Annotated in this window: 15 protein-coding genes; all 15 read right to left on the reverse strand. The window is 68.6% G+C overall.

The features are described from left to right. Nucleotides 1-24: 24 nt before the first annotated feature. The 15 genes from FU260_RS20740 to nagB all read right to left on the reverse strand — a co-directional run bounded on the left by FU260_RS20740 (nucleotide 25) and on the right by nagB (nucleotide 16,719). On the reverse strand, nucleotides 25-2,187 hold the full coding sequence (locus tag FU260_RS20740) for an alpha-N-acetylglucosaminidase (protein ID WP_147918772.1): 2,163 nt from the start codon (nucleotides 2,185-2,187) through the stop codon (nucleotides 25-27). Then, nucleotides 2,184-3,008 carry a carbohydrate ABC transporter permease gene (locus FU260_RS20745; RefSeq protein WP_147918773.1) on the reverse strand — a complete coding sequence of 275 codons (825 nt, stop codon included), beginning with the start codon at nucleotides 3,006-3,008 and terminating at the stop codon, nucleotides 2,184-2,186. Before FU260_RS20745 ends, FU260_RS20740 begins: the two co-directional genes overlap by 4 nt. Further along, nucleotides 3,008-3,952 (reverse strand): carbohydrate ABC transporter permease, encoded by a 945-nt coding sequence (locus FU260_RS20750; protein ID WP_147918774.1) that lies wholly within the window; start codon nucleotides 3,950-3,952, stop codon nucleotides 3,008-3,010. The genes FU260_RS20745 and FU260_RS20750 overlap by 1 nt, the downstream gene beginning before the upstream one ends. Beyond that, a complete protein-coding gene (locus FU260_RS20755; RefSeq protein ID WP_147918775.1) occupies nucleotides 3,945-5,267 on the reverse strand; it encodes an ABC transporter substrate-binding protein in 1,323 nt (440 codons plus the stop codon). The genes FU260_RS20750 and FU260_RS20755 overlap by 8 nt, the downstream gene beginning before the upstream one ends. A gap of 14 nt (nucleotides 5,268-5,281) precedes the next feature. Further along, nucleotides 5,282-6,556: an ROK family transcriptional regulator gene (locus FU260_RS20760; protein ID WP_147918776.1), complete on the reverse strand. Its 1,275-nt coding sequence runs from the start codon at nucleotides 6,554-6,556 to the stop codon at nucleotides 5,282-5,284. Nucleotides 6,557-6,673: 117 nt separating this feature from the next. After that, complete coding sequence (locus tag FU260_RS20765) at nucleotides 6,674-8,080, reverse strand: MFS transporter (protein WP_210418139.1); 1,407 nt, start codon at nucleotides 8,078-8,080, stop codon at nucleotides 6,674-6,676. After that, a complete protein-coding gene (locus FU260_RS20770) occupies nucleotides 8,080-8,700 on the reverse strand; it encodes an ArsR/SmtB family transcription factor (RefSeq protein WP_147918777.1) in 621 nt (206 codons plus the stop codon). Before FU260_RS20770 ends, FU260_RS20765 begins: the two co-directional genes overlap by 1 nt. Nucleotides 8,701-8,796: 96 nt before the next feature. Beyond that, a complete protein-coding gene (locus tag FU260_RS20775; RefSeq protein WP_147918778.1) occupies nucleotides 8,797-9,477 on the reverse strand; it encodes an SIMPL domain-containing protein in 681 nt (226 codons plus the stop codon). 27 nt (nucleotides 9,478-9,504) lie between these two features. Then, complete coding sequence (locus tag FU260_RS20780) at nucleotides 9,505-10,650, reverse strand: hypothetical protein (protein ID WP_147918779.1); 1,146 nt, start codon at nucleotides 10,648-10,650, stop codon at nucleotides 9,505-9,507. Nucleotides 10,651-10,736: 86 nt separating this feature from the next. Next, nucleotides 10,737-11,309, reverse strand: coding sequence for a SecDF P1 head subdomain-containing protein (locus tag FU260_RS20785; protein ID WP_147918780.1), 573 nt, complete (start codon nucleotides 11,307-11,309; stop codon nucleotides 10,737-10,739). A gap of 68 nt (nucleotides 11,310-11,377) precedes the next feature. Next, the gene (guaD, locus tag FU260_RS20790) at nucleotides 11,378-12,775 is read right to left on the reverse strand and encodes a guanine deaminase (RefSeq protein ID WP_147918781.1); all 1,398 of its coding nucleotides are present in this window, start codon (nucleotides 12,773-12,775) and stop codon (nucleotides 11,378-11,380) included. Nucleotides 12,776-12,811: 36 nt separating this feature from the next. Then, nucleotides 12,812-14,146: a uracil-xanthine permease family protein gene (locus tag FU260_RS20795; protein ID WP_147918782.1), complete on the reverse strand. Its 1,335-nt coding sequence runs from the start codon at nucleotides 14,144-14,146 to the stop codon at nucleotides 12,812-12,814. A gap of 122 nt (nucleotides 14,147-14,268) precedes the next feature. Next, nucleotides 14,269-15,273: a LacI family DNA-binding transcriptional regulator gene (locus tag FU260_RS20800; RefSeq protein ID WP_168211891.1), complete on the reverse strand. Its 1,005-nt coding sequence runs from the start codon at nucleotides 15,271-15,273 to the stop codon at nucleotides 14,269-14,271. Nucleotides 15,274-15,328: 55 nt separating this feature from the next. After that, nucleotides 15,329-15,937, reverse strand: a complete 609-nt coding sequence (locus FU260_RS20805; RefSeq protein WP_210418140.1) for a DNA-3-methyladenine glycosylase I — start codon at nucleotides 15,935-15,937, stop codon at nucleotides 15,329-15,331. After that, a complete protein-coding gene (gene nagB, locus FU260_RS20810; RefSeq protein WP_147918785.1) occupies nucleotides 15,934-16,719 on the reverse strand; it encodes a glucosamine-6-phosphate deaminase in 786 nt (261 codons plus the stop codon). The genes FU260_RS20805 and nagB overlap by 4 nt, the downstream gene beginning before the upstream one ends. Nucleotides 16,720-16,727: the final 8 nt, after the last annotated feature.

Raw genomic sequence — 16,727 nt, forward strand, 5'->3', positions numbered from 1 at the left:
CCGGCCCCTTCCCGGCACAGTGGTCTAGTCCTGCGCGGCCCGCAGCTGCCCAGCGGCCTCGGTGAAGAAGTCCGCATAGGTCTCCAGCAGCCGGCGGGAGATGGTGACCACGTCACCGTCGCTCGCACTCGCACTCGCACTCGCAGGAGGTCCGTCAGCGAGGAAGGCACGCTCCAGGGACTGCAGCTGCTCTTCCAGCCGGGGCTCCTCGGCCGGCGTGATCGGGTGCAGCTGCGCCCAGCAGCGCCACCGGTCGGCGTAGTACGCAACCAGTCCGCTCCACAGCCGGGCAGAGTAGTCGTCCAGGTACCCGTCGCCGACCTGGCCCCATACGGTCACCAGCCGCCGAGCGTTGTCGGCCAGCACGGCGCGGCCGTTCTCGTCATGCGCCCAGGCGACGGCGGCCTCCTCCCACTCGGCGTACCGGAACTCCGCGCGGGTGGCGAGCAGCGCCTCCAGGTCCTCGAAGACCGTGAAGAACTGTGCTTCGGATGCTCGGTCCCGGACCCCGCCGGCGTCATAGGCGGCGAGGAAGGCCAGCTCGGCACACCGCGGCACGATCGCCAGGGCCACCTCCACCAGGTCCCGCCCGAGCGGCCCGGCAGCACGCTCCGGTGCCGCCTCAGCGACCTCCACCAACCCCCGCCAGGCACGTACCAGCACCGCCGGGTCGTACCAGAGCAGCGCCGCGACCTCGGCGGCGAGGTGGCCGTCGTCGAACACCTCTCGCGGTGGGCGCTGGGTGAGCAGACCGGTGTAGGCCTCCGGAAAGATCAGATACTCGCCGCTGGCGAGTACCGTGCCGGCGAGGTCCTGCCAGGCGGTCGCGGCCTTCTCGTGCAGGTCGGTGCCGGTCAGCCGGTACCGGCGCCCTGCCCGGCTGGCCAACCAGGTGGGCAGCGCAGGCGCCTCCTGCCAGGCCAGGTCCAGCACCCGTTCGTAGTACAGCGGTGTGGTGCGGGTCGCTTCCATCGCCAGGCCCAGCCCCGTCGGGGGGTGCGGGCCGATCAGCGCACGGTCGATAGCGGCGTCCAGTCCGGGCAGGTCGGCGATCGGGTCCGAGCGGCCCCCGAAGTTCAGCAGTGCGCACCAGGTCCAGTCGTGGCCGGCGAAGCCGTCGAACCGGGGCCACTGCGGGTCGGTCTCCGCCCACAGGTCCAGCAGCGTCACCCGGCCTGGGATGTCGTCCAGGAAGGTCTGTACCCGCTCCGGGGTCCAGAACTGGCTGTCGTAGGAGAACGGCCAGGTCTGCAGGTACCACTCGGCGCGGGAGTCGGCATCGGTCAGCCCGGCGTGCAGGACCGCGGCCACCCGCCCGGGGTAGCCCGGGTCATCCTCGACCGGGATCATCTCGATGAACGGGTCCGCCGCGTAGCGATGATCGGTGCCCCAGAGCTGTTGCTGAGCGCGCACCACCGCGCTGGTCAGCCGCCGGAACAACGGATCGTCCGGTTCGAGGATCCAGGTGCGATGACCCTGCCAGGACCGTTCCCGAGCGGTCGGAGCAAGCTGGCGGGGCACGTGCCCGGTGAACGCGGGCAGCACCGGGCGCATCCCCAGCTCGCGCTGTCGGCGCAGGATCAGGCCGGCGAGGTCGCGGTGGGACTCGATCCATCCCGACGGCGGAGGGCCGGCGTGCCCGTCCAGGCATCCCATGGCCAGCCACGGGAAGTAGGCCGGGCCGGAGAGGAACTCGGCCGCCTCCTCCGGGCTCAGTCCCTCGTCGGTGAGCACCTGATGCAGCACGGCCTCGTGGCCCACCAGCATCAGCGGGGTGGTGATCCCGCGCAGCGCCATCCAGTCGATCTCCTGCTCCCACTGCGTCCAGTCCCACCAGGGGGTGGTGTAGCCGAAGGTGCAGAAGTTCAGGTAGTAGGTCTCCTCCACCCGGGCGGTGCCGCTGCTGACCGGGGCATCCGGAAGGTGATCAGGGGCGGGCGGTCGTGGGTCGTCCCAACTGACCTCGACGGCGCAGTGGCTGCGCAGGTACTCGTGCAGGCCGACGGCGGCGCTGCCGGCATCGGTGCCACGCACGGTCAGCCGCCCGGCGCTGGCCTCAGTGGCGAACTGCCGGCCCGGGCGGTCCAGCCCGGCGAAGCGGACCTGATCGGCCAGGTCGCCGAGCACCCGGCGGGCCAACGCCTCCAGCGCGGGCACCCAAGCGGGCGGGTCGAGGTGTGCGCTCATTCCTTGATCGCTCCCTGGCTGATACCGGCGATGAAGTTGCGCTGGAAGATCAGGTACATGATCACGATCGGCGCCACGGTGATGATCGTGGCGGCCGCGAGCAGCGGGATGTTGGTGGTGTACTGCCCCACGAACAGGCCCAGCCCGGCCGGGGCGGTGCGCATCGCCGGGTCCTGCATCAGCACGATCACCAGCAGGAACTGGTTCCAGGTCCACATGAACACCAGCACGGCCAGCGTGGTCAGTGCCGGGCCGGAGAGCGGCAGCAGCACGCGGCGCAGCAGAGTGAGGTCGCCTGCGCCGTCGATCCGGCCGGCCTCCACCAGGGAGGGCGGCATCGAGGCGAAGTGGGACTGCATCCAGTACACGCCGAACGGCAGCAGCAGCGCCACCACGCCGCCGATCACACCGAGATAGTTGTTCGTCAGCCCGACGTTGCGCAGGTTGAAGTACAGCGCGATCACGATCAGCTCGACCGGGAGGGTGAGCCCGAGCACGAAGAACACGGACAGCTGCTTGCCGATCCAAGGGTGCAGGACCGCGAGAGAGAACCCGGCCAGGATCGCGCAGATCGCGTTGATCGGCACCGCGGCCAACGCGACGATGAAGCTCGATCGCATCAGGTTGGTGTAGCCGCCTTCTTGCCAGGCGAGTGCAAAGTTCTCCCAGTGGAAGGTCTCCGGCAGGGCGAGTCCGGCCACAGTGGAGCCGGACTCGTGCAGGGCGGCCAGCACCAGGGAGACGAACGGCAGCAGGATCAGCAGGGCCAGCAGGATCAGGATCGCGTAGCGCAGGACGAGCCCGCTCGTGGAGGATCTCATCAGCGGGCCTCCCGGGTGATGCGGCGGATCAGCATGACGAAGATGATCACCAGCACGGTCAGGGCGATGGCCAGAGCACTGGCGGTACCGACCTCACCGCGGGTGAAGGCGAGCCGGTAGACCAGCAGTGCGGGCACGTTGGTCTGGTTGGCGGGGCCGCCGTTCGTGGTGACGAACACCAGGTCGAAGCTGGCCAGCGCCGCGATCGTGGTGATCACGCTGGCGATCGTGATCTCCGGGCGAACTCCGGGCAGGGTGACGCTCAGGTGCTGGCGCAGCGGGCCGGCGCCGTCGATCTTCGCGGCCTCGTACAGGGCGGGGTCGATCTTCTGCGCACCGGAGAGAAACAGCATCATGCACAGTCCGCTCATGCACCAGGTGCCGATGAAGCCAAGGGCGTACAGCGCCAGGTCGTAGTCGCCGAGCCAGGCTCGGGTGATGGAGTCCAGGCCGATCGCGGAGAAGAACTGGTTGATGATGCCGGTATCGGCGTACAGCCACCGCCAGGTGATACCTACGGCCACCAGCGGCAGCACCTGCGGCAGGAAGAACACGGTGCGGAAGAACGTCATCCCGCGGCGCACCTTGCCGATCAGCAGTGCGGTCATCACCAGACCCACGATCACCGGGATCACGGTGAAGAACACGATCAGGAGCAGAGCGTTCAGCACCGAGCGGTAGAGCTCGGGGTTCTGGAAGATCTGCGCGTAGTTGTCCAGCCCCGCCGGGGTGGGCGCCTGCACCCCGTCCCAGGTCAGGAAGGAGAGCTGGATGGTGTTCACCGCCGGGTAGATGACGAACCCGATGTAGATCAGCAGCGCTGGCAGCAGGTAGACCAGAGCCTTGGTCCGCCGTCGCCTGGTGACGCTGCTGGAGCGCCGGCTGGTGGTGCGGCCGCGAGAGTTCTGCGGCCGCACCACCTCGGCAGTGGCAGGGTCAGCCATGGTAGGAGGTCCAGGTGTCCTGCATCGAGGTGAGGAACGCGTCCGGCTCCATCTGGTCGGAGATGATGCCCTGGATGCCGGCGGTGAGCTGGTCGATCATCCCTGGGGCCGCGAAGTCCGGGAACGGCACGATGTTGTCGTTCTCCGCGACCGGCGCGAATGCCTCGGCAACCTCGCCGAGGGTGCCTTCTGCAGCGGCACCGGCGTCGGTGTCCACCGGCATGAACCCGGTATCGATCGCGATCTGGCCGGCTTCCGGGCTGCTCATGTAGTTCAAGAACGCGGCAGCCACATCCGGGTGCTCGGAGCGGGAGGAGATCGAGTAGGACACCGAGGAGCCGGACGCGACGGGCGGTTCGTCCGCGTTGTCCCGGGGCAGCACGAAGAACCCGCCGGCATCACCGAGCTCGTCCTCGATCGTGGACGCGTACCAGTTGCCGGTCACGAAGAACGCAGCGTCACCGGCGGTGAAGGCGGCCAGGGCGTCGGAGTCGGCGGTGGCGTTCGCACTCGGCGAGATGTAGCCCTCATCCACCCAGTCCGCCATCGTCTGCGCGGCCTGCGCGGCGGCGTCGGTCTCGATCGTGGAGTCCGGCGCGCCGTAGACCCAGTCCAGGTACTGCTGGGTGTCACCGGTGCTGTTCAGCAGGACGTTCCACAGCTGGAAGCCGCCCACTTCGAGCCCGCCGACGCTCAGCGGCTGGTCGCCGTTGTCGTCCACCGCCGCCAGCGCCTCCTCGAACTCTGCGACGCTCTGCGGGGGTGAGTCGATGCCCGCGTCAGCGAGCATGTCCTTGTTGTAGAAGACGCCGAGCACCGAGAGCGCACCGGGTGCCGCGTACAGCGAGCCGGTGGCGAACTGCATCGCCTCGTCGTCGGACATCAGCTGGTCCAGGCTGGCCTGCGGGAACGCCTCCCCCCAGCCGTAGGCGTCGTAGTAGGCGGTCAGGTCGAGCACCTCACCGGCCGGTATCAGCGAGCGCATCGCCCCGGGGTTGTACTGCGCGATATCGGGTGCGTCATCGGAGGACATCGACCGGGTGATCGAGGTGATGTAGTTGCCGAAGTCGGTCTGCTGCGGCTCGATGGTGACGTTCGGGTACTGCTCTTCGAAACCGTCCACCAACGCTTGGGTGGGCGGATCGTCCACGTAGGCGAGGACGAGGGTGACTTCCTCGTCGGTGATCTCGGTGGAGACCTCCTGCGGTTCGGACTCACTTTCGTTCTCGCCGCTGCCGGCCGTGGCACATCCGGCGAGCAGCAGCGCGCTGCCGGCGATCATCCCGATCGCCGTTCTACGGGTTCGCGGATTCATGTCGGTCCTTCTCCTTAGTCAGCCAGTACGGGGGACGCCGGCACTCCGGCGCTGAAAGCTGAGGGTCTCCTCTCGGTGTGTACGTAGCCGCCGGCCTCCACCTGGTCCAGGCTGTGCCGGAGGGCTCCGTGCACGACGGCGTCGCGGCCGAGGGTGGACAGCCGCAGCGTCGGTGGGGTGAGCGGCTGCTCGGTGAGGGACTGGTGCAGCGCCGCCAGCAGGGGGCGCCCGGCTCGGGCCAGTGGTCCGCTGAGGATCACCAGCTCCGGGTCGAGGATGGTACGCAGCGCCACCAGGCCGTGGGCGAACCTGCCGGCCAGCCGGGCGATGGCCGCCAGCAGTGGCCGGTCCTGTTGGAGGATCCCGTCCAGCACGGTATCGAAGGCGGCCTCGCCGGCCTCGCGGACCGCGCGGGCACGGTCACCTTCCCCGGCGGTCTCGAGCTCGTCGGCGGCCAGGTGGATCAGCGCTCGCACCCCCACCCAGGACTCGAACCGGCCAAGGCCCGGCACCGGGTCGACGTCGCCGGCGAGAATGTCCAAGAACCCCAGGTCCCCGGCATCGTTGGACGCGCCGCGGTAGAGCACGCCGTCGATCACGATCCCGGCGCCGACCCGTTCGCCCCAGTGCACCACGACGAGGTGCCGGGCTCCGACTCCGATGCCCTTCCAGAGCTCACCTCGGGTGGCCAGCTTGAGGTCGTTGTCCAGATACACCGGGCAGGACAGGTAGCTGCCGAGCGCCGCGACCAGGACGTCCCCGGTGAGCACCGGCATGGACGGGACCACGCTGATCACGCCGGTCTCGGTGTCGATGATGCCGGGGGCTCCCACCGTGGCGGACCACACGTCGGCCACCGAGATTCCGGCGCCGTCGAGCAGGGCCCGGGTCTCACCGACCAGCAGGTCGAGCACATGCTGGTCCTGGGGCGTTGCCTCGAGCGGAGCGCGGGAGGTCGCCACCACGCTGCCGCGCAGATCGGCGACAGCGAGATGGATGACCTGGGGATCGATCAGGGCGCCGACGACGTAGCCGGCCTCGGCGCGGAACCGCACCTGCTGAGCTGGTCGTCCGGAGGCTCGTTCGGTGCGGTCCGGCGGGAGCACCTCGGCCAGTCCATCGTTCTGCAGCTCGTCGAGAACGCGAGCCACCGCCTGCCGGGAGAGGCCGGTGGACTCGGCGAGCCCACCCACGCTCACCGGGTCGAGCTCGCGCAGGCTGGTCAGTACCGCCGCGGTGTTCACCTCGCGCATGAAGCGGAGATTGACGGCGACCGGGAGGTCCGGCACGTCCTCACCTCCTCTTCGCTAGGCATCGATGACCAGTGGCTCGGCAGGTTAGTTACCTCTCATACTAAAGTCAATCGCCAGGCGCGCCACCCGGGTGCTCTGCGGCTCGCGCTGCCGCTACCGGTCGCCGGTCTGCTCGGCTTCGGCGCGGGCCTGGGCCGACTCGATCGCCGCGGTGGTCAGCCGGGGCAGGGCCAGGGCGAGCAGCACCAGGTAGGCGGCGCCGGCGAGCAGGAAAGGTAGCCGCAGCGCCCATTCCCGGCCGAGGAACGGTTCACCCGCCGAGACCAGCACACCACCGAGCAGGGTGCCCAGGGAGATCGTGCCCCAGCCGAAGAACCGGTAGACCGAGTTCACCCGGCCGAGCAGCTGGTCCGGGATGATCCGCTGCCGCAGGGACACGGTGACCACGTTCCAGAGAACGATCGCCACCCCGCTGAGCACACCGGCCAACCAGACCACCACAGCGCTCGAGGTCAGGCCGATCACGGTGAACGTGAGCGCCTCGACGCCGATCGCGGCGAACAGGCTGGTCCCTGGACTGAGCCAGTGGGCGATGCGCTCGGCCACCAGGGAGCCGATCACCGCACCTACCGCCACGCCGGTGATGACCGCACCGTACTGCCAGCCCTCGAACAGGCCGAGCACCTCCTGGGCGAACAGCACCATCAGGATGAACGCGATCGCGGAGAGCATGTTCATCCCACCGAGCACGAGGGCCAGCGTCCGGAGCAAGCGGTGCCGCCAGAGCCAGCGCAACCCCTCCCCCATCTCGGCGCGCCAGCGAATCCTGCCGGACGCCGTCTGCCCTTTCGGCCGGAACGACCCGCGCAGCGAGACCACCAGCAGCACACCGGCCGCGATCAGCCCCGCACTGGAGAAGAACGGCCAGACCAGTGCGATCGCGAGGAGCACACCGGCCAACGGCGGCCCGACGAAGTTGTTCATCGCGGTCTCGGCGCCCCAGAGCCGGCCGTTGGCTCGCTCCAGGTGGTCCTTGCTGACGATGGAGGCCATCAGGGTCTGGGCGGAGTTGTCCCGGACCACCTCGCAGCAGCCGAGCAGCAGGGCGAGCAGGCTGAGCAGCGTCAGCAGCAGTGCTGCGCTGGCGGGAGGCTCGGCTGTGCCGGCAGCGAGCGCTTCCGGGTCGGGCAGCACGTCCTGGTGGCCGAGCAGAACGGCGGCGAAGCCAGCAAGCAGCAGCACGCGGACCACGTCCATCGAGACGACCAGGACCCGGCGGTCGTATCGGTCGGTGATCACCCCGGCGGGCAGGGAGAACAGCAGCCAGGGCAGCCGCGAGGCCAAGCCCACCAGTGCGATCAGGGTGGGGTCGCGGGTGAGGGTGGAGGCCAGCCAGACCATCGCGACCGACATCAGCCCGTCGCCCAGGTTGGTCATCGTGGCGGAGGTGAACAGCTTCCAGTAGTTTCCACCCAGTGCCGCCGGACGTCTCCGGCCGGACTTCTCCGCCGACGGCGTGGCTACGGGTTCGGAGGACGCCTCACCCTCCCCGGTGGTCACTATCCGTCCTCGCCGGCCGGGGGCAGCGCCGCGTGCTCGCTGCGGAAAACGCCGTAGACCATCGCGTAGGTGACGTCACCGGAGCGGGGCTGGTCAGCGAACTCGACCAGCAGGTCGGCGAGCCGGTCCCGGAACTCCCCCACCCGTTCGACCGGGAGGCGCACGTCGCGCCGGTTCACGTCCAGGATCCCGCCGGCCTCGCGACCGGCCGCTGACGCCGCCTCTTCCAGGTGACCCACTTCGACGGCGGCGCGTTCCAGGATGCGCTGGGCGTCGCCGACGGCGGCACCGGTGCGGTGGTACCAGAAGATCCGGGCGGTCCGGCCCCAGTACTTGGCCACCAGGGCGCGGACCTGTTGCGTGCGGACCACGTGCACCAGGCCCGCATCGGCGAGCACCTGCACATGGTGCCCGATCGTGCCCTTGGGTTTACCGAGGGCGGCGGCAAGCTCGGTGATGGTGGCTGCCCGCTCGCTGAGCAGCGTGATGATCGACTGCCGTGTCTCCTCGAACAGCGCCCGGTACTGGGCGGGGTCCTCCAAGGTGAGTCCGTCGGCGAGCGAGTAGTCCGGGGCATGTGCCGGCGGCGAGCGGTCGGGATCTCCCGTTTGGTCTGCCATTCCCGTATGGTCGGCTCATCCCGACCGTACTGTCAAGTGCACGACCGGATGATTCCGGGCAGGGCAAGATCAGCACGCCACACTCGGACGCGGCGCTCAGTCCTCGGCTGGGTCGGTCAGCAGGAAGTCGGCACTGAGCACAGCGGTGACGTCAACATCACCCGGTAGCAACGCGAGCGCGGCACCGCCACCGGGGGAACCGCCACCGGCGCGGGCACCGAAGGCTGCCGGCCCGCCCGACCCACCGGAGGTGTTCGGCCGCAGACCATCCTCGTAGACGACGTCGAGCTCCGGGGTCTGGGCGCCGGCGCCGAGCGCCGCCGCGTAGGAGGCGGCTCGGGCCACCGCGTCCCGCAGCGCATCCGCCCGCGCCTGAGCCTCGGCCTCCCGGCGGGCCCTCTGGGTCAGCTCCCAGGAGATGCCCTGCACGTTCACCCCGCGCTGTTCGGCGATGGCGCTCACCCAGGCGGCAAGGGCGTCGAAGTCCTGGAACCGCACCACCACCTGGGACGTCGCCCGGAACTTGGTGATCGTGGTGTCCGAGTCCTTGATGTACTCCTTCACCGGCTGGCTGCGCACCTGCTCGGCACCCCACCAGGTGGCCGCACCGGAGTCGGCATGCGCGCGCGCCTGCTCGGCGACCTGGTTGTGCGTGGCCGTGCTCTCCGCGAGCACGGCGGCCCGGTCCCTGCCCTCCAGCGAGACGGCGATACGCACCTGGGCACGGAGCGGTCGGTGGCTGTGGGTGGCGCGGCCATGCACGCTGATCCGAGTCATCTGGTCAGGATGTCACCTCCGGCGGCATCAGCCGCTGGTGAGCGCGGTCACCAGCGTGTACATCGCGTATACGAAAGCCACCAGGGCAAATCCGCCGACCGCTAACGACACCCAGAGCAGCACAACGTTTCCTACCGCCTCTCGGACCCTGGACCACCGCACTCGGCGCCTGCCTGGCTGCAGCCGTCGACCTTTCTCCCCGATCCGCCGGTCGGCCTCTGCCCAGGTGGACCCTGGCGTCGTCATCGCCAACCGGATCGCGGCAAGTCGTTCCTCCGCCTGCTGCCCCGGCACCCGCTCGTCCCGGTACCGGTCGGCACGCGTCACCAACGCCGGTACTGCGCCACTGAGCACCGAGCCAACCGCACGCCACACGTCGGGCTCGGCAAAGTCAGCGAGCTCGGCGGTGAAGAACACCAGCGTGTCGCCGGTGACTTCGAGGTGGTAGCCGGCGGCGTGGTCCACCAGCGCCGCCATCACCACCGGCGTGAGCACGAAGAGCGCGTCCCGTTCGTAGCCGGGCGGGACGTACAGCGCGAACCGGCGGTCGAACGGGCCGCCCAGGGACAGCCGCTGATCGCCGTGAGCCCGAGGAAACCCTCGGGGAAGGGATCCGGCGCCGGAGGCTTCGACGAAGAGGTGCGGCAGCGGGGCCGGCAAGGTCACGGCGAGATAGTGCCACTCGAGGGTGTTGGTCCGGCGGCTCTTCAGATTGCCGAACTCGGTGTCGTCCGCCACGAACCGCGGGGAGCAGGCCGCGGTTCGGTGCTCCCCGGTGATCAGCGAAGCAAAGGTGGCGCGGCGCACGGGCTCGGGGGCGAGGTCATTGGCCAGTGCGGTCAAGTGCTGGCGCCACACCCGCAACCGGGTACTGCGCCGAGGTTGACCCGCCCACGCGTTCAGCCGGGAGGTTGCGTAGCACCAGAGGGCGAAGACGACCAGGGCCACACCGAGGTCGCGCCAAGCCGTCAGCTCGATCCGTGGCCGGGCCGCGGCGTCGATGCGGTCGGCGAACACGAGCCAGACCACACCGAAGTACACCAGGAGCAGGGCAATGTTCACCATCACCAGCGCGTGCTGCTTCGGCGCCACCTGCGGTCGCGACTCCTTGTCCAGGTCCGAGATCGCCGCCTCGACCTCGCCCTCCGGGGCGCTCAGCCAACGCACGTCCACAGTGGTGAGAGTTCCTCCATGTCGATCGTCCCACCAGCCTACCGACCGCAGGACGCCGGACTCGCTCCCCCTGGTCCGAGGCAGCCCTAGCCGCCGGTGGCCTCCGCCACGAACTCCTCGGCGTCGTCCCAGGCAGTGATCTGTACCTGTCCGCCATAGATCTCCTGAGCGACCTGCGGTGCAGCAACCACCTCGCCGTCGACCACCATCGCTACGCGTTGGGTGGCGGTGGACAGCGCTTCGGAGGTGAGATCGGCAAACTCCGTGCCGTCCTCTTCGATCATCGTCAGGTTGACGAGCGGGGCGCCGGTCTCGGCCCCCTCCTGGGTGACCTCCGCGCCGAGCTCGAGCTCGATCACCTCGGTGACCTCCATCCCGTCACCGAGCCGGAAGCACTCCTCGTCCTCGCTACCCGCGACGAAGCCCTCCGCACAGGGGGCCTCGCCCACTTCCTCGACGAGCAGGAACTCGATCGGGCTGGTCAGCTCGATCGGGCCGGAGGCCGTGTCCTCGCCGGTGCCGGCATCGGTGCCGGCCGATCGGCTCTGCTCCGGGCTCGGGTTCTGCTCCGGGTCCTGGTCGGGCGGTGCCAGATCACAGCCGGACAGGCCCACCAGCACCGCGGCGGCTGCCGCAAGCGGCAGGAGCTGTCGGCCCAACTCACTTCCCCGCCCTCTACCCATCATCACTCCACCGTAAGCGACGCTGCCCATCGGGCACAGCCCGCTCAGGCTCGGGTGCCGTCCGCTGGCCCCGGGTCGCGTCCGGCCACCGAACGTCCGGCGACCCACACCTCGGAGATATTGGCGGGCGTCGCGTTGTAGAGAATCTTGGCGAGGCTGGCGTCGCTGCTGGCGGTGTCGGCGAACATGCGGATCGTGCCGCCCTCGGCCGCAGTGTCGATCAGCTGTGCGTCGAACGCGTAGCCGGGGACGAACGCACCGACCTTCAGGTCCAGCACCTCCCCGCCTGCTGCGGTGGCGAGGTGGAAAGCTGTTCGCCAGTCTTCGGCTGCGCCAGACCGGCCTCGCTCTTCGGGCGACAGGGCGGGGTCGACACCGCGGTCCAGCATCCGTGAGGCGGTCACTGTCATGGTCATCGCATCTCGCATCGACAGGCTGGGGCCCCCGGAAATGTCTGTGCCCAACCCGACGTGCAGACCCTTGCGCAGTGCGGCCCGCAGGGGGAACACAGCGTTGGCGAAGTAGGCGTTCGAGAGTGGACAGTGCGCGATACCGCTGGACCGGCTGCCGACCAGGTCCATGTCCGTCTCAGAGAGGAAGACGGAATGGGCCAGAACCGTCTTCGGTGTGAGCAGGCCGAGTGTATCGAGATACTCCGCATCCCGATACCCGGTGCGTTGCTGCACGTAGCTCTCTGCCCAGTCGCTCTCGGAGCAGTGGGTCTGCACGTGCGTGTCATACCGCGCGGCCAGTGCTGCCAGCCCGGATAACGTCTCGTCGGTACAGCTGGGCACGAACCGCGGGGTGACCACTGGCAGGACGAGTTTCTCCTGGTTCTTCCGGTGGCTGCGGACATAGTCGATCAGCGCCTCGGTACCATCCAGGGCCGCGGCAACAGAAGCGTCCCGGTAGAAGTCTGGACACTGCTGCTCGTCATCGGCGGCAACCTTGCCCACGAGCGCGCGTAGACCGCGGTCCAGGCTGGAGTCAACAAGCGCCCGGGTGGCTTCCTGATGGATGGTCGCGAACATCAGGGCCGTCGTCGTCCCCGCGGCCAGCAGGTCAGCAACGAGGGTGGAGTAGACGGCCTCGGCGTACTCAACGTCGGCGAACCGCGCCTCGAGCGGGAACGTGTAGTGGTCCAGCCACTGCTCCAGTGGCAGATCCAGCGCAGAACCGAGTTGAGGGTACTGGGGCGCGTGGATGTGCAGATCGACGAAACCCGGCAGGATCCAGCTGGTCGAGGGTGTTCGGACGAGGGAGCCGCGACTCTCTGCTTCGGCGAGCATCTGGTCGAACCGTGGGTCTGTGCGCTGAACGCACTCCACCAGCAGGCCGTCGTGATCGATCGCGACGAGTGCCTCGGTCCAGGTCTCGACCGCACCGCGGACCGGAGCGTGGGAGAAACGTCCCACTAGAGTCTTCCCGCGTACATCAGTCACCGTGCGCTCAGTCCTCTCTCTTCGGGAGATCCCCGGTCATTCGGCAAGCCCTTCCCGCACCGGCACCGACTTCTTGTCCCGCGGCAGGACCAGGTTAAGGACGAGAGCGGCGACCGCACCAAGCGCCATCCCGCCCTCGATGAAGTACTGCAGGACGGTCGGGAAGGATTCCTTGAGGTCCGCGGGCATCGTCGATGCAGCGAGGGTGACCAGGATCGGAAGACCAATCACGAGCATGTTCCGCTCCGACATCGCGACATTCCCCAGAATCTTCACTCCATTCATCGCGATGATCACGGTCACGATGCAGAACGCGCCCATGATCACGACTTCGGGAATGCTGGCGATCAGCGTGGAGAACTTCGGCACCAGCCCCAGGGCGATGAGGATCCCACCGGTGCAGATGATGACGCGCTTACTGGCCACCCCCGTGATGGCGATGACCCCTGCGTTCGTTGCGTACCCGGTCACCGGCATCCCCCCGATGATCGGCGCCACCGTGCAACCGATCCCTTCCGCCCGTACGCCGCCGGTGATCACCTGGTCGGTAATCTTTCTCCCGGTCACGCCACCGACGGCGAACCACGTTCCGGTGCTCTCGACCAGCACGATGAGGTAGATGACAGCCAGGGTCAGCACGGCGCTCAGCTCGAACTGGGGCGGGCCATATTGGAAGATCCCCGGCAGGGCGAGCCACGACGCCTCTGCCACTGCTGAGAAGTCCACCATGCCGTAGAACGCTGCGACCACAGTGCCCCCTGCGATGGCCAGCAGCACCGAACAGAGCTTCAAGATTCTCAGCGCCTTATGGGCCCTTGCGCCGAGAACGAGGAAAGCGACCAACAGGACTGCTGTCATGAGCGCCACGGTCAGCTCTGGCGCGGCGGCTCCGTCACCGGCCACATAGATATTCCCTAAGGCGACCGGCATCAGCGAGATACCGATGACCAGGATCACCGTTCCAGCGACGATCGGCGGGATGAGCCATCGGATTGCCCGGCCGACGGCTTTGACGAATCCGAGAGCCGTGACCAGCAGCGCACCCGGAATCAGGCTCCCGATCATCGTCGCCAGACCGAATCCGCCGCCAATCGCGGCGAGCGCTCCGAGGGGAATGTAGGACGGCCCCTGAACAACGGGCAGCCGCGTACCGATCGTCACCTGCAGAATGGTGGCGATACCGGAGGCCACCAAGGTCATCTGCACCAGCGTCGAGGTTTCGCCCACACTCATGGCGAGCATTCCGGCAAGGATGATCGGGACGATGTAGATGTCCATGGCAAGCACGTGCTGGATGGCGAGCAGGATGCTCCGGGGCATGGAGACCCGTTCGTCGACTCCGACGGTAATCGTCGAGTCATGGCTGGTCATGACATGGCTCCCCTACTGGCTCTTGCATCGTTGCCCTCCCGACGACTGGGTGGCATGAACGTAGCCAACTCGAGTTGGCAGGTCAAGAATCGCGACGGTCCCTCGCTTGCGAAGCACTGTGATCAGGTGGTCTCACGCACGATCAGACTCGGCTGGACCAGTCGGGAGCCGATCGCGGCGCCTGGGCCGGTGAGCTGCTCGATCAGCGCGTGCATCGCGAGCCGCGCAACCTCGTCCGGCCGGTCATCGAGCGCGGTCAACGTCGGACGCCCGGTCCGTGCCCGGATCCCTTCCTGGGAGACGATCCGGAACTGCCTCGGCACCTCCAGGTGCAGATCCTCGATCGCGGCGAGCACACCGGCCGCCATCGGGCCGAAAGGGACGTAGGCAGCGTCCACCTCGCCGTACTGCACCAGATCGCGCACTGCCTCGAACACATCCTCGTCCGGGGCTTCGTCGACGACATCGAGGATGACCGGTTCCAGGTGGTGCCGGTGCATCCACTCGGTGTACGCGCGTCGGGTCTCCACGATCCATCGGCGCCGCTGGTGGTCAATGATCAGCGCGGGCCGACGTGCCCCGCGCGCGTACAAGTGGTCGAGCACATCGTCAGCACCCGTGACACGATCAGTCCCGACCGTCGGCACCTCCAGGCCCGGCGGCGCGGGTGCGTCCCCGATGGTCACCACCGGTGTGCCTCGCTCGCGTAGAGCGGCCATAATCGGGTCATCGTCCAGAGGATCCAGGACGATCACACCGTCCATCGGCAGCTGCCGGACCCAGGTCTCCTGACGCTCGTTCGGAACCAGCGCCAGGGTGTACCCGGCCTCGAGCGCCTCATACGATGCCGCGCTGGCGGCGAGCATGAAGTATTCCAGCGATCCACCGGTCGTGGCATTCACGATGGCCAGAACGCCGGTGCGTCCGGTCTTCAGCGCGAGGGCCGTCGGACTAGGGACGAACCCGACCCCCTGCGCGATCTCACGAATACGTTCTCGGGTGGATGCCTCCACGCGGCCCTGGCCGCTCAGTGCGTGCGAGACCGTAGTCCGGGACACACCGGCGATCTCGGCGATGTCACGCATCGTGATCCGGGATGGCCCATCGGCGGGCTGCTTCCTCGACACACTGTGCATCGTTGACGATCGGCAGGCCAAGAGCAACTGCAGCGCGGGAGTCTGCTCAGGCGCGGGTGCCGTCCGCGGCCCACAGGCCGGAGCAGCCGCGCCGGTGGCTGCCGACCAGGTGGGTGTCCATCAGCCCGATCGCCTCCATCAGCGCGAACATCGTGGTCGGGCCGACGAACCGGAAACCCCGCCGTCGCAGTTCTTTCGCCAGCGCGACCGACTCCGCAGACGTGGTCGGCACCTCGGCGGGGGTGGCCGGTACCGGAGTGCGCTCCGGCTGGAAGGACCAGACCAGCTCGGCCAGACCGCCGTCGTCCCGCAGTGCCAGCGTGGCCTGGGCGTTGGCGATGGTCGCCAGCACCTTCGCCCGGTTACGCACGATGCCGGCGTCGGCGAGCAGCCGGTCGATGTCCGCCTCGCCGAACGCGGCCACCTGATCGGGGTCGAATTCCGCGAACGCCGCTCGGAACGCGGGCCGCTTGCGCAGGATCGTCGCCCAGGACAGCCCGGACTGGAACGCCTCCAGGCTGAGCCGTTCGAACACTCCGCGCTCATCGGTCACCGGCAAGCCCCACTCGGTGTCGTAGTACTCCCGGAGCAGGTCGTCGGTGGCCGCCCAGCTCGGTCGGGCCAGACCGTCCGGACCGATCACGACGGCGGTCACAGGCTCTGCCAAGCCGGCTTGGTCTCGTAGGTCTCCCGGTAGTAGTCGGCCAGCTGCAGCCGGGAGGCGGCGGCGCCGTCCACGAGCACGGTGGCGTGGGGGTGGTGCTGCATGATCGTGGCCGGCCACATCGCCGAGACCGAGCCCTCCACGAGGTGGTGGATCGCCTCCGCCTTGTGTGCTCCGGTGGCCACCAGCACCAGGTGCTTGGCGGTCATGATCGTGCCCAGCCCCTGAGTGAGGCAGTGCGTGGGTACCTGCTCCAGGTCGTCGTCGAAGAACCGGGCGTTGTCCAGCCGGGTCTGCCGGGTGAGGGTCTTGATCCGGGTGCGGGAAGCCAACGACGAGCCAGGCTCGTTGAAGGCGATGTGGCCGTCGGTGCCGATCCCGAGGATCTGCAGGTCCACCCCGCCGGCAGCGGCGATCGCGTCCTCGTAGGCACGGCACGCGGCGGGGATGTCCTCACCGAGCCCGTCCGGGCCCTGGACCGCCTCTGCCCGAATGTCCACCCGGCCGGTGAACTCGGTCTCGATCACGTTCCGGTACCGCTGCGGATGCTCGGCAGCCAGGCCCACATACTCGTCCAGCATGAACGCCCGGCTGCGGGCAAAGCTCACCTCGCTGGCTTCGTTCCGGCGCACGAGTTCGTCGTAGACGGCCAGGGGCGAGGAGCCGGTGGCCAGCCCGAGCACGGCGTCAGGCTTGTCCGCCAGCAGGGTGGTGACAGCGTCGGCGACGATCGTGGCGATGGCGCGGTCGTCGGGCTGGATGATCAGTTCCATGCGTCCAT

Origin of the sequence: Ruania zhangjianzhongii (assembly GCF_008000995.1) — a bacterium.
Taxonomy (GTDB): domain Bacteria; phylum Actinomycetota; class Actinomycetes; order Actinomycetales; family Beutenbergiaceae; genus Ruania; species Ruania zhangjianzhongii.